This is a genomic window from Oceanithermus profundus DSM 14977, assembly GCF_000183745.1.
In the GTDB taxonomy this organism is placed as follows: domain Bacteria; phylum Deinococcota; class Deinococci; order Deinococcales; family Marinithermaceae; genus Oceanithermus; species Oceanithermus profundus.
On the sequence record NC_014761.1, the window covers coordinates 2,041,810 to 2,054,341 of the forward strand.

The following is a 12,532-nucleotide window of genomic DNA, read 5'->3' on the forward strand; positions in this document are numbered from 1 at the left end:
GTTACGTGTCGATTTTCGTCCTTTGCACCAATAGGTCGTTAGCGGCAGGTCTCCCCGCGCGACCCCATAACCCGACGAGGAGCGGAATTCTCTGCGGGCGGAAAAAACGAACGCGGCCCGGGGGCCGCGGAAAGGGTGAGGGTTCGGGTTACTCCTGCGCCGCTTCCTGCTCGGGCGCCGGGGGGGCCGCCTCCTCGCGCTCGGGGCGGGCCTTGCCGCGCTTTTCGGGCGGGATGGGGGCGAGCACCATGTTCATGTCGCGTCCGGCCATCAGCGGCTTCATCTCCACCACGGCGATCTCGGAAAGGTCCTCGGCCACGCGGTCGAGGATCTTCTTGCCCAGTTCGGGGTGGGCCATCTCGCGGCCGCGGAACATGATCGTCACCTTGACCTTGTGCCCGGCCTCGAGGAAGCGGCGCACGTGGCCAAGCTTGGTTTGATAGTCGTGTTCGTCGATCTTGACCCGGAACTTGATCGACTTCATCTCCTGGCGCTTGGCCTTCTTGCGGGCCTCTTTCTCGGCCTGCTGCTGCTCGTAGCGCCACTTGCCGTAATCGAGCAGCTTGGCCACCGGCGGGCTGGCCGTGGGGCCGACCAGGACGAGGTCCAGGTCCTTCTGCTTCGCCAGGTCGAGGGCCTGCCGGGTCTCCATGATGCCGAGCTGTTCGCCGGATTCGTCGATGACGCGGACCTGCCGTACGCGAATTTGTTCGTTGATGCGGTGCTGGGTCTTGGTCGGTGGGGGTACCCTTCCTCTTCTTCTAATCCTTGCTCACCTCCAGGTGAATGGTCCAACCGTCGTTCGGGTCAGCCGAACTGAGTGTACCAGCCCCGGCCGCTGCACCGCAATTCAAGGTTTGGTAGCCTGAGCGGGTGAAAGAACGCAAGGACCGCATCGAACGCGCCCTGGACGAAGCACGGCGCACGGGGAAGGCGGTACGGCTCGACGGCAACTCCAAGTGCAGCCTCTACGCCTGGCCCGACGGGGTGCTGCGCGACGGCACCGGACGCGAATGGCCCCTGGAAGACGCGCTCTACATGCTCGAGAACCTCGAGCTCTACCGCGACCAGGACACCTGACCATGCTGATCGTCTACCCCACCCGCGGCGAGGCCGGTTTTCTGCGCGAACGCGCGCTGGAGCAGGCGAGCTGGCGCGGGCGCGAGCGGCTCGTGGGGCGGGACTGGCAGGCGCTGGAGCTGGGGCTGGGCAAGGCCAACGCGGCGATGACGCTGGGGGCCTTCCTCGAGGCCCACCCGGAGGTGCGCCAGGTGCTGCTCGTGGGCATCGCCGGCGCCTACCCGGGCGCGGGCCTGCGCGCAGGGGACGTGGTCCTGGCCGCCCAGGAGATCCAGGCCGACCTGGGCACCGTCGGGGGGCTCGAGTCGCTGGGCATGCCGGCCCTGGAACTGGAGGCGCGCCGTTACTACAACCACCTGCCCGCCGACCCCCTCTGGACCTCGCAGCTGCACGCGCTCCTGGGCCTGACCCCGCGCCCTTTCCTCACCCGCGACGCGGTGAGCGAGACCCACGAAGAGGCGGCCGAGCTGGAACGCCGCTGGGGCGCGGCGGTGGAGAACATGGAGGGGGCCGCGGTGGCCCAGACGGCCCTCTGGTTCGGCGTGCCCTGGGCCGAGGTGCGGGCGGTCTCGAACCTGGCCGGCGTGCGCGACAAGACCCGCTGGGACGTGCCCCGGGCCCTCGAGGCGCTGGCGCGGTCCCTAGAGCCCCTGCTCTAGGGCGCGGCGGCCCTTGGGCGTCAGGCGCCAGACCGGCGTGGGCGGCGGGGTCTCGCTGTCCGCCGCGGGGCAGAGGTTCCTCAGGGCGCACCCGCCGCAGGCGACGTTGCAGGCCGGGCTCTCGGAGTAGGCCAGCCCCACGTAACCGCCTTGCTGCAAAGTCTCGAGCATCCCCCAGAGCGCGCCCGGCTCGACGCCGACCCGCGCGGCCACCTGCGCCAGCGTTTGCGGGCGCTCCAGTTCGCTCAGGACCCGGCGCAGCACCCTAGCCCCCCAGCCACAGCAGGGCCAGGCGGTAGACCCCCCAGGCCAGCACCCAGGCGAGGATCAGCTCGTAGACCACCGCGACCGCGGCCCAGAAGCGCCCGAACTCGTTCTTGAGCGCGGTCACCGTGGCCACGCAGGGCGTGTAGAGCAGCACGTAGACCATGTAGGCGAGCGCCGCCGCCGGGGCCACCGAGGCGCGCAGCGCCGCCTGCAGCGCGGTGGGCGCCTCCGGCGGCGGAGGAGCCAGCTGCGGCAGGCCGAAGAGCGCGGGCACCGCCCCCAGCGTGGTCAGGAGCGAGGCCCAGAAGGTGGCCAGGATCTGCCCCAGGCCCTGCACGAAGCCCAGCGCCGCGGTGGGCTCGGCCCCCAGGTAGCTGACCGCGAGGGTGCCCACGACCACCTCCTTGGCCACGAAGCCGGGGATGAGCGCCCCCAGGAGCCGCCAGTCGCCGATCCCCAGCGGCGCGAAGAGCGGGGCCAGCCAACCGGCGACGCGCGCGTAGAGGCTGCCCTCGAGGTCGCCGGGCGGCAGGTTGAGCAGCAGCCAGACGAAGAGCACCGCCAGCAGGATCGGGCCGCCCGCGCCCTCCAGGAAGCTGCGGGTGCGGGCCCAGGCCTGCTTCAGCACCACCTGCATCGTGGGCAGGCGGTACGGCGGCAGCTCCATGAGGCCGCTGCTCGCCGGCTGCCCCGCGGCCCGGCCCAGCCCCCAGGCGGTGAGCAGACCCACGGCCATCCCCAGCAGGTAGAGGCCGAAGACCACCCAGGCCGCCTGCCGGGGAAAGAAGACCGCGGCGAAGAGGGTGAAGACGACGAGCCGGGCGCTGCAGCTCATGAAGGGGATCGCGAGCCCGACGCGCAGGCGGTCGAAACGCCCGGTGAGGATGCGGGTGCTGTAGACGGCGGGCACGTTGCAGCCGAAGCCGAGGATCAGGGGGATGAAGGCCCGGCCCGGAAGCCCCGCGAGCAGCATCATCTTGTCGGCGATGAAGGCCGCGCGCGCGAGGAAGCCGCTCGTCTCCAGGAAGGCGAGGGCCACGTAGAGGAAGAAGAGGACCGGGGCAAAGCTGATCACCGTCCCCACCCCGCCGACGAGGCCGTCGGCGAAGAACGAGGCGACGAGGGGGGGCAGTGGCAGGGCGGCGATCCAGCCGGCCAGCACCTCCTGCACCGCGCCGATGAAGTCCACCCAGGGCGTCGAAAAGAGGAAGGTGAAGCGGAACGCCAGCAGCATGCCCAGCAGGAAGATGGGCCCGCCCAAGAGCGGGTGCAGCACCCAGCGGTCGACGCGGTCGGTGAGCGTCAGGCGCGGTTCCGACCCCAAGAGCGCGGTCTGCGCCAGTTCGTGCGCCCGCACGTAGCGGGCGTTCTCGATCTCGAGGTAGGGGTCGATGCCGACGCGCTCGAGCTCGGCGCGCAGCCGCCGCGCCAGCTCGAGCAGCTCGCCGTCCAGCTCGAGCGGCACCTCCTCGCCCGCCAGCAGGGCAAGGGCGATCCAGCGCCGTCCGGGGTGGTCGATCCGGTCGGCGAGCCGCACCGCCGCGCGGTCCAGCTCCCCCGGGTACCGCAGGCGCAACCCGGGGACGCGGGCCCGCTCCAGCGCCGCGAGCAGCTCGTCCGTACCGCGCCCGCGGCTGGCGACGAGCGGCACCACCGGAACCCCCAGCGCCCGCTCCAGCGCCGCCGGGTCCAGGGTGTACCCCTTGGCCTCGGCCTCGTCCATGAGGTTCAGGGCCACCACCATGGGCAGACCCAGCTCGGCCAGCTCGAGGGTGAGGTGCAGGTTGCGCTCGAGGTTGCCGGCGTCCACGACGTTGACCACCACGTCGGGCGGATGGGCCAGCAGCTCGCGGGCGGCCAGCGCCTCCTCCGGGGTGGTGGGGTTCAGGCTGTACGCTCCGGGCAGGTCGACGAGCCGGACCGTGCCCCCGGGCAACCGCAGCCGCGCCTCCAGGCGGTCCACGGTGGTCCCCGGCCAGTTGCCCACCTTGAGGTTGGACCCCGCGAGGGCGTTGATCAGCGTCGTCTTGCCGGTGTTGGGGTTGCCCACGGTGACGACCCGGGTCCCATCCGTCCGCGGGGCCGTGGCCACCGTTCCGTGGCACTCGGGGCAACCCACGCCTACTCCTCCAGCTCCACACCCGCCGCCTCGGCGTGGCGGATGGCGATCAGGGTATCGCCCACGGCGATCTCCATGGGGTCGCCCAGGGGGGCCCGGCGCACCACGCGGACTTCCGCCCCCGGCCGCACCCCAAGCGCCAGCAAGCGCCGCCGGAGCAGCGGCGGCGTGCGCAGCGCGCGGATGCGCGCGGGGGTGTCTTCGGGCAGGTCGGATAGGCGTCGCATCGTTCCACCGGCATTCTAGTCCCGGGGGTTGAATCCCGTCAATGCCGGTCGGATTTCTTGGCTTTGAGAATGCGAATCGTTATCGCTTTGCGGAACGCGGCTTCGCCTCGTCCTCCTCCGGGCCGAAGGCCGCCCGGTCTAGGGCCTTCAACTCGGAAGCACTGAGCTCGCGCCAGGTTCCCGGCTTCTGCCCGCCCAGCCGGATCGGGCCCATCTTCACCCGCACCAGCCGCTCGACGGGGTAGCCGATCGCGGCCATCATGTAGCGCACCTCGCGCTTCTTGCCCTCGGTCAGGGTGATGACGGCGCCGCCGTCCTTGGGGCGGGCCTTGAGCGCCTGCACGCGCACGCCCGACTTGAGGACGAGCCCCCGCTCCAGCTTGCGCAGCAGGTCGGGCGGGGGCGTGCCCTTCCGGCTCCAGACGCGGTAGACCTTCTTGACCCCGTAGCGCGGGTGGGTGAGGCGCTGGGTGAGCGCGCCGTCGTTGGTGAAAAGCAGAAGCCCCTCCGAGTCGCGGTCGAGGCGGCCCACCGGGTGCAGCCCGGGCAGGTCGGGCAGCAGTTCGTAGACCGTGGGCGCCCCCGAGCGGCTTTGGCGGGTGGTTTCGTAACCCTTGGGCTTGTGCAGGGCGAGCACGACCCGGCGTTCGGGCAGCTCGGCCCGGCGGCCGCCGACGCGCACCTCGTCCCCCGGGTAGACCCTGGCCCCCAGCCCCACCACGGCGCCGTTGACGGAGACGCGGCCCGCACGGATCAGGTCCTCGGCCTTGCGGCGGCTGGGTGCGGCCCCGGCGAGCACCAGGTACTTTTGCAGGCGGATCCCGTCCATCCTTACCATTTTGCCCTAGATTTCCCGTTTTGAACAGGCGCATACTGAGGGGGGTACGGCATGAAAACCCGGGCCGGCTGGATCGCGACCGCGCTGTGGCTCCTGGCCGCCGCGCTCTGGGCCTACTGGGGCGCGGGGGAGTACTTCTTCGAAGGCTACGGGGTGCCCGAGAACCCCGGCTGGGCCTACTTCGTGCCGGCGGCGGCGCTGTGGCTCCTGGGGGCGCTGGCGCTCGCGCACCCCCGCTGGGGCGGGATCTCGCTCGTGGTCGTGGGGCTGGGCTTCACCGCCTGGTGGTGGGGGTCGATGGCCGCACGCGGCCTTTTCGACCTGCAGCGCGCCCTCGGCACCGCTCCGGTCAGCCTGGCCCTGGCGCTGGTGGGGGGGCTGTGGTGGCTCGAGGGCCGCGCACCCGGGCCGCGGAGCGCCCGCCGCTTCTGGGCGCTGGCCGCGCCGCCGGCCGTCGTGCTGGCCGTCGCCGTCTACTACCTCCCCTACGTTTCCGGGCGCGCGCCCGCCCGACCGGAAGCGTGGCGGGTGGCCACCGCGGCGGGGGGGCTCGAGTGGGCCTCCGCGGGGCCGGGGTGGAACCTGCGCCTCGGCGCGCGCTACCCTTCGTGGGCGGAGCTGGCCGCCTACGGGCGGGAACCGGTGGGCCTCGCCGAGAAACCGGGCCCCTACGACCCGGAGCGCGAGGGGTTGTGCGCCTTCCTGGACCCTGCGGGTACGCGGCTTACGCGCGAACGCGTGGGCGTCTGGCGGCTGCCCACGCGCGCCGAGCTGGCGGCCTCGCTGGTGCGCGGCGGCGAGCTGGCGGGCTGCCGCTACCGCGAGGGGGCGTCCCGCGCCGACTGCGACCGGGTGCCGAACAAGGAGGGGCCGCTTTGGGACCCGGCCGCCCCCGCGGTCTACTACTGGACGGCCGACACCGCGCCCGCGGGCGAGGCCTGGTACGTGCCCTACACCGGCGGCCTGCGCTACGGCGGCCGCATCGCCCACCAGCCGGCGGACTGGGGCAACCCGCGCCACGGCTACCGCTGCGTCCGCCGCCTGCGGTGATACAATCCGTGTGCTGTGGCCGTCTACGCCGTCTACAAACCCCTGGGCGCCACCTCGCACGACGTCGTGGAGACGGCGCGCCGGGTGCTGGCCACCAAGAAGGTGGGCCACACCGGCACCCTCGACCCCCTGGCCACCGGCGTGCTGGTGCTGGCCACCGGCTCGCACACCAAGCTCGTGCCCTTCCTGTCGGGCGAGGACAAGGAGTACCTCGCCTGGATCAGCTTCGGCGGCAGCACCCCCACCCTCGACGCCGAGGGGCCGCTCGAGCCAGCCGCCCCCTGGCGGCCCGACGAGGCGGCCCTGAGGCGGGCGCTGGCGAGGTTCCTGGAGCTCGAAGAGCAGGTACCGCCCGCCTACTCGGCGGTCAAGGTGGGCGGGGTCAAGGCCTACGAGGCGGCCCGCAGGGGCGAGGCGCTGGCGCTCGAGCCCCGGCCGGTGCGCTACCACCAGGTGGAGCTGCTGGCCCTGCAGGAGCGCCCCGAACCGCTGCGCATCGCCCCGGGCGCCGAGGGCTGGCGGCCCGACCCCCGGGGACAGGCGGTGGAGCTGCCGCCGGAACTCGCGCCCCTCCCCACCGCGGTGGTGCGGCTGGTCGTGGGCTCGGGCACCTACGTGCGCGCCTTCGCCCGCGACCTGGGCGCGGCGCTGGGTACCGGCGCCTTCCTCAGCGGCCTGGTGCGCACGCGCGTGGGGCGGGTGGGGCTCGAGCAGACCGTACCCGCCGAGACGCTCGCCCAGGCGCGCCCGCTGGCTGCGGCCGAGGTGCTCCCCTTCCCCGCCGTCGAACTCGACCACACCGAGGTGCGGCGGGTGCTCCAGGGCGTACCCTTGCCCATCCCCGCCCGCGGCCTGGTTGCCCTTACCGACCGCCAGGGCCGGCTCGTGGCCGTGGCCGAGGGCGACGGTTTCAAGCTCAAGGTGCGGCGCGTCTTCCGGCCCGAGGACTAACCCTCCCACTCCTCGCGCAAGAGCCCCCAGACCACACGGTCGTCTACGAACTCGTGGGCGCGCAGCGCCCGGCGCAGCACCGCTTCGCGGGTGAAGCCCAGCCGTTCGGGAATGGCGCAGCTCGCCCGGTTGTCCACCGCGCAGTGGATCTCGATCCGGTCCACGGGGAAGTGCGCGAAGGCGAGCTCGACGAGGCGCCGCACCGCCCGCGTCATCAGCCCCTGTCCGGTGGCGTCCTCGGCGAGCCAGTAGCCGACCGACGCCACCCGGTTCACCGCGTCCACGCGGTTCAGCCCCAACACCCCCACCGCCCGCCCGTGGTGGAAGAGGACCAGGGTAAGCGCCCGCCCCTCGGCCAGCTCGCGCAGCTGGTCCTTCAGGAAGGCGCGGGTGTGGTCGACGTCCCGCGTGGTGTCCACGAAGGGCAGCCAGCGGCGCAGGTGTTCGCGGCCCGCGTCGATCAGTTCGAAAAGGGCTTCGGCGTGCTGGGGCACGGCCAGAGCCAGCTCGAGCCCCGCCCCCAGGTCTTCGCGCAGCATGGCTCATTGTACGCGGGGTCCGAGGGCGGGACCGCTGGACGGGAATAACATCATTATGATATCATCCTGATACCAGGAGGTGCGGATGAAACAGATTGCCGAGAAACCGGCGTTCAAGATCAATGGATTCGCCATGCTGCTGGTGGTCCTCGCGCTGCTCGTCTTCAGCGGCTGGGAGGGCTGGCGCTTCTTCGCCGAGATCACCCTGCGCACGAACTGGGGCGCCCTCGCGTGGAGCACGCTCGCCCTGATCGCCTTCTTCCTCCTCGTACCCGGATTCTTCACCGTCCAGCCCAACCGGGCCAAGGTGCTCATCTTCTTCGGCAAGTACACCGGGAGCGTGCGCGACGACGGCTTCTGGTGGGCCAACCCCTTCACCGGCAAGGTGGCCGTCAGCCTGCGGGTGCGCAACTTTAACTCCGACGTGCTCAAGGTCAACGACAAGCACGGCAACCCCATCGAGATCGGCACCGTGGTGGTCTGGCAGGTGGTGGACACGGCCAAGGCCGTCTTCGACGTGGACGACTACGAGGAGTTCGTCCGGGTGCAGGTCGAGACGGCCATCCGGGCGCTGGCGAGCCGCTACCCTTACGACGCCGAGGAGCACGAGCTCTCGTTGCGCGGCAGCCCCGACGCGGTGGCCCAGGCCCTCACCGACGAGGTGCAGGAACGGCTCAAGGTGGCCGGGGTGAAGGTGCTCGAAGCCCGCATCAGCCACCTCGCCTACGCGCCGGAGATCGCCCAGGCGATGCTGCGGCGCCAGCAAGCGCAGGCCATCATCTCGGCGCGCCGCCTCATCGTGGACGCGGCGGTGGGGATGGTGCAGCAGGCGCTCGAGCACCTGGAGCGCCAAAACGTGGTCGCGCTCGACGAAGAAAAGAAGGCCGCCATGGTCAACAACCTGATGGTGGTGCTGACCGGCGACCAGTCGGCGAGTCCGGTGATTAATACCGGAACCCTTTACGGTTAAGCAGGAGGTAAGGGTGTGGGAGGTAGGAGGTAGGAAGCCCGTGCAGATTTCTTACGTAACCACTTGCGCATTACCCCGGAAGCAACGAGCTAAGAAGCTGCGATGAGGATGCCGCTTCCTACACCCCACCCACATCCCACATCCCAACTATGAAAAAACGCTTCCTCCTCCGCCTCGATCCCAAGGTGTACGATGCCCTCGCCAAGTGGGCGGCCGACGACCTGCGCAGCGTCAACGCCCAGATCGAGTACCTGCTCACCAAGGCGCTGAAGGAGGCGGGCCGCCTTCCGCGGGAGGAGGAACGCAAGGAGACGCAAGGTGGAGACGTTTGACCCCGACCTCGACACCGCCGGACGCCCGTTGCGCGCCGCCGGCCTGCTTCTCATGGGGGCCGCCCTGGCCTACTACGCCTACGGCACGGCTGCGGGGCTGCCGCTGGCACGGGCGCTGGTGGCGCTTTGGGTCTTTCTGATCGTGGCCGTCTTCGTGGGGCTCTTGTGGTGGATGCCGGCGCGGCTGCGGTACGCGCTGTCGGACGAGGCCCTGGAAATCCAGCACTTTCTGGGCCGCCGCCGCATTCAGCTCGAAAACCTGCGCGAGGTCCACGAAGTCACCTTCGCGCTGGGCCGCCGCAGCGGCAGCGCCGCGTTGCCGGGGTACTACGTGGGGCGGTTCCAGAGCAACCTGGGCCGCGTCACCGCCTACACCGGACGCGCCGCGGGCGAGGGGCTCCTGCTCGTGCTCCACACCGGCGAGCAGGTGCTGCTCGCCCCCAAGCGGGCCGGTCTGATGCGGACGCGGCTGCAGCGCGCAACCCGCGAAGGCGCCGAGGAGGCCTAAGGTGAACCAAGCCGACCGAGCCGTAACCCTGACCATCGTCCTCAGCTGGCTTTTGTTCGCGGTCTACTACGTGGAGGTGGGCACGCTCTCGAGCCCCTGGTTCCTGGGGTTCAGCCTGGTCTACATGTGGATTCCGGGCATCGTCGCCCTGGTGCTGGCGCGGCGGGAGGGGCTGCGCCTGCAGATCTGGAGCCGACCGAACCGCTGGTGGTTGCTCGCCCTTCTGCTGCCGGTGCTGTTTGCCCTCGCCAGCATCGTCGCCAGCCTCCCCCTCGACACCTACGTGGGCCTCGCCCAGGTCCGCGAGGCCATCGCCGCGCGCACCGGGGCCGAAGGGGCGGGCCTGCCCGAGTGGGCCCTGTGGACGGCGCTGATCGTCCAGGGGCTGCTGGCGGGCGCGACGATCAACCTGCTCTTTGCGCTGGGCGAGGAGCTGATGTGGCGCGGCTACCTCTGGGAGCGCACGCGCGAGCTCGGCTTCTGGCCCGCGTCGCTCTACATCGGCGTCGTCTGGGGCGCGTGGCACGCCCCGCTCGTCTACTTCCTGGGCTACAACTACCCCGAGCACCGCTTCCTGGGGGTCTTCTTCATGGTGGTCTTCACGGTATTGCTTACCCCCTGGATGCTCTACCTGCGTGAAAAGGGCGGGGCGGTCGCGGTGCCGGCCCTATTCCACGGCACCCTCAACGCCGTGGCCGGGCTGCCCCTCCTCGTCTTCGCAGGCAGCGCCGATCCGCTGGCCCGCACGAACGACCTCCTGGTGGGCCTCACCGGCCTGGGCGGGTTCGTGGTGCTGGCGCTTTCGAACCTGTACCTGCGGCGGCTGCGCCCGCCCGAGCGGCCCCTTGAAGACGAATCCCGGCCGTCCTAAGCTGAAGGTGGAGGTCGCGGTGAAAGCGGGTGCGGCGCGTTCTTGGACGCTGCTTCTGGTGTGCCTGGGCGCGGTGCTCGCGCTTGCGGTCCGGGGGCAACCCGCGGACGTCCCCTGGCCCGTGGACGTCGCGCAAACCCAGGTGGGCTACGGCTTCCGCTTCGACCAAAGCGTGCCGCGCTGGCAGGTGTTCTACCCGGTCCACGACAGCCTGCGCGCTCTGGCCCTGCACGTGGGCGTCGTCGGGGACCCGGGGAAGCTGATCGTGGAGATCCGCGATGCGGAAGACGCGGTTCTGGTCCGGTTCGTGCGCGCCGTACGCGCGAGCGGCTGGGTCTACCTCCCCTTCGACGCCCCGCTGCGGGTCCATCCCGGCCGGCCCTACCGCATCTACGTCTACGCGGACCGCCCCTCCCCCAACCCCAAGCAGCGCTTCTTCTGGAGCGGGGCCTTCGTGCCCGATTTCTGCCCGCCGTGCACGACGGACGTCTCCGGCGGCCGCCCCGGCTTCCGCTACGCCTTCGTCGTCTACGCTTCCCGCTGAGCCCGCTTGCCCGGCGGCCGTGGGCGCGGTTATAGTGAGCGCAATGAAGCGCTTCGCCGTTCGCTTCTGGTGGTGGCCCGGTTAACCCCGGGGCGGACGGCGTTTGCTTGATTCCCGGGGTGCGGCACGCCGGGAGTTTTTCTTTTTAGGAAGGGGAAACGACGATGAAGACGAAACCCGTGGTCAAGACCCTGCTCGCCGACCTGGAAACGCCGGTGACCGCCTACCTCAAGCTCGCCGAAAAAGCGCCGGTGAGCTTCTTGCTCGAATCGGTGGAGGCGGGCAAGCGCTGGAGCCGCTACTCGATCATCGGCGTGGGGGCGCGCAGGACCTTCCGGCTGGCCGGCGGCGTCTTCACCATCGACGGCACCGAGGTGGAGGCCGCAGACCCGCTGGCCACCCTGTACGGAGCGGTCCACCGCGAGGTGGAAAACGGCCACGAGCTGCCGCCGTTCTGGGGCGGCGCGGTGGGTTACGTGGCCTACGACCTGGTGCGCCACTACGAAGAACTGCCCGACGAGAACCCCGACGAGATCGGCGCGCCCGACCTGCTCTTCGTCGAGCCCGAGCTCGTCGTCGTCTTCGACCACTTCAAGCAGGTGCTGCACCTGGTGGCCCCGGCGCTGGGCGACGGCCCCTCGGCCACCGCCCGCGCCCGGGAGCTGCTGGACGCCGCCGAGCGCCGGCTGCGGGGGCCGCTGCCGGGCGTGCCGGGCGGGCGCGGCGGGCGCCGGACCGCGTTCAGCGCCAACCTGAGCCCGGAAGACTACGCCCGCATCGTGGAAAAGAGCAAGGCGTACATCCGCGCCGGCGACATCTTCCAGGTGGTGCCCTCGGTGCGCTTCTCGGCCGAGCTGGGCGTGCACCCCTTCGCCCTCTACCGGGCGCTCCGGAGCGTCAACCCCAGCCCCTACATGGGTTACCTGGACCTGGGCGAGGTGACGCTGGTCTCTGCCAGCCCCGAGAGCCTGCTGCGCGCCAGCGGCCGCACCGTGACCACGCGGCCCATCGCCGGCACCCGGCCGCGCGGCAAGACGCCCGAGGAGGACCGCGCGCTCGCCGAGGAGCTGCTGGCCGACGAGAAGGAGCGCGCCGAACACGTGATGCTGGTGGACCTGAGCCGCAACGACATCGGCCGGGTGGCCAAGCACGGCAGCGTCAAGGTGGACGAGCTGATGGTGGTGGAGCACTACTCGCACGTCATGCACATCGTCAGCACCGTGACCGGGGAGCTGAAGGAGGACAAGACGCCGCTCGACGCGCTGGCCAGCGTGATCCCCATGGGCACGGTCAGCGGCGCGCCCAAGATCCGGGCGATGGAGATCATCGACGAGCTCGAGCCCACCCGCCGCGGCCCCTACGGCGGCGCCTTCGGCTACATCGCCTACGACGGCGCCATGGACGTGGCGCTGACGCTGCGCACCTTCGTGATCGCGGGCGGCCAGGTACACGTCCAGGCCGGCGCCGGCGTGGTGGCCGACAGCGACCCCGAGCGCGAGTACCAGGAGTGCGTGAACAAGGCGAAGGCGCTCATGCGGGCGGTGGAGCTGGCGGAGCAGGGGTTGTAGCCCGCGCAG

16 protein-coding genes are annotated in these 12,532 nt (G+C 71.1%); 10 read left to right on the plus strand and 6 right to left on the minus strand.

Annotated elements, in window-relative coordinates; genetic code table 11:
• Window positions 1–148: 148 nt before the first annotated feature.
• Complete coding sequence (gene infC / locus OCEPR_RS10130) at window positions 149–766, minus strand: translation initiation factor IF-3 (protein WP_013458627.1); 618 nt, start codon at window positions 764–766, stop codon at window positions 149–151.
• A gap of 107 nt (window positions 767–873) precedes the next feature.
• Here infC and OCEPR_RS10135 point away from each other — a divergent pair, with 107 nt between their 5' ends.
• Both OCEPR_RS10135 and mqnB read left to right on the plus strand, forming a co-directional pair.
• Window positions 874–1,080 carry a hypothetical protein gene (locus OCEPR_RS10135; protein ID WP_013458628.1) on the plus strand — a complete coding sequence of 69 codons (207 nt, stop codon included), beginning with the start codon at window positions 874–876 and terminating at the stop codon, window positions 1,078–1,080.
• 2 nt (window positions 1,081–1,082) lie between these two features.
• On the plus strand, window positions 1,083–1,739 hold the full coding sequence (gene mqnB, locus OCEPR_RS10140; RefSeq protein ID WP_013458629.1) for a futalosine hydrolase: 657 nt from the start codon (window positions 1,083–1,085) through the stop codon (window positions 1,737–1,739).
• Here mqnB and OCEPR_RS10145 read toward each other — a convergent pair.
• From OCEPR_RS10145 to OCEPR_RS10160, 4 genes are all read right to left on the minus strand, one after another.
• A complete protein-coding gene (locus OCEPR_RS10145; RefSeq protein WP_013458630.1) occupies window positions 1,722–2,003 on the minus strand; it encodes a helix-turn-helix domain-containing protein in 282 nt (93 codons plus the stop codon). The two genes, mqnB and OCEPR_RS10145, sit on opposite strands and share 18 nt — an antisense overlap.
• Before the next feature lies 1 nt (window position 2,004).
• Window positions 2,005–4,125 (minus strand): ferrous iron transport protein B, encoded by a 2,121-nt coding sequence (gene feoB / locus OCEPR_RS10150; RefSeq protein ID WP_013458631.1) that lies wholly within the window; start codon window positions 4,123–4,125, stop codon window positions 2,005–2,007.
• 2 nt (window positions 4,126–4,127) lie between these two features.
• Window positions 4,128–4,352: a FeoA family protein gene (locus tag OCEPR_RS10155; protein WP_013458632.1), complete on the minus strand. Its 225-nt coding sequence runs from the start codon at window positions 4,350–4,352 to the stop codon at window positions 4,128–4,130.
• A gap of 79 nt (window positions 4,353–4,431) precedes the next feature.
• The gene (locus OCEPR_RS10160) at window positions 4,432–5,181 is read right to left on the minus strand and encodes a pseudouridine synthase (protein WP_049773544.1); all 750 of its coding nucleotides are present in this window, start codon (window positions 5,179–5,181) and stop codon (window positions 4,432–4,434) included.
• Window positions 5,182–5,241: 60 nt separating this feature from the next.
• Here OCEPR_RS10160 and OCEPR_RS10165 point away from each other — a divergent pair, with 60 nt between their 5' ends.
• Entirely contained in the window at window positions 5,242–6,240 is a 999-nt protein-coding gene (locus OCEPR_RS10165; RefSeq protein WP_013458634.1) for an Lcl C-terminal domain-containing protein, read from the plus strand.
• A 15-nt stretch (window positions 6,241–6,255) separates the two neighbouring features.
• Window positions 6,256–7,191, plus strand: coding sequence for a tRNA pseudouridine(55) synthase TruB (gene truB / locus OCEPR_RS10170; RefSeq protein ID WP_013458635.1), 936 nt, complete (start codon window positions 6,256–6,258; stop codon window positions 7,189–7,191).
• Here the strand turns inward: truB and OCEPR_RS10175 are convergent.
• Entirely contained in the window at window positions 7,188–7,730 is a 543-nt protein-coding gene (locus tag OCEPR_RS10175) for a GNAT family N-acetyltransferase (protein ID WP_013458636.1), read from the minus strand. The two genes, truB and OCEPR_RS10175, sit on opposite strands and share 4 nt — an antisense overlap.
• Before the next feature lie 85 nt (window positions 7,731–7,815).
• On the opposite strand from OCEPR_RS10175, the gene OCEPR_RS10180 reads away from it, so the two are divergent.
• The 6 genes from OCEPR_RS10180 (at window position 7,816) to trpE (ending at window position 12,523) form a co-directional block, all read left to right on the plus strand.
• The gene (locus OCEPR_RS10180; protein WP_013458637.1) at window positions 7,816–8,700 is read left to right on the plus strand and encodes an SPFH domain-containing protein; all 885 of its coding nucleotides are present in this window, start codon (window positions 7,816–7,818) and stop codon (window positions 8,698–8,700) included.
• Between the two features lie 149 nt (window positions 8,701–8,849).
• Window positions 8,850–9,032: a type II toxin-antitoxin system antitoxin gene (locus tag OCEPR_RS10185; protein WP_013458638.1), complete on the plus strand. Its 183-nt coding sequence runs from the start codon at window positions 8,850–8,852 to the stop codon at window positions 9,030–9,032.
• Complete coding sequence (locus tag OCEPR_RS10190; protein WP_013458639.1) at window positions 9,019–9,540, plus strand: PH domain-containing protein; 522 nt, start codon at window positions 9,019–9,021, stop codon at window positions 9,538–9,540. The genes OCEPR_RS10185 and OCEPR_RS10190 overlap by 14 nt, the downstream gene beginning before the upstream one ends.
• Window position 9,541: 1 nt before the next feature.
• A complete protein-coding gene (locus OCEPR_RS10195; RefSeq protein ID WP_013458640.1) occupies window positions 9,542–10,411 on the plus strand; it encodes a CPBP family intramembrane glutamic endopeptidase in 870 nt (289 codons plus the stop codon).
• A gap of 19 nt (window positions 10,412–10,430) precedes the next feature.
• A complete protein-coding gene (locus OCEPR_RS10200; protein ID WP_013458641.1) occupies window positions 10,431–10,955 on the plus strand; it encodes a hypothetical protein in 525 nt (174 codons plus the stop codon).
• 164 nt (window positions 10,956–11,119) lie between these two features.
• Window positions 11,120–12,523, plus strand: a complete 1,404-nt coding sequence (gene trpE, locus OCEPR_RS10205) for an anthranilate synthase component I (protein ID WP_013458642.1) — start codon at window positions 11,120–11,122, stop codon at window positions 12,521–12,523.
• Window positions 12,524–12,532: the final 9 nt, after the last annotated feature.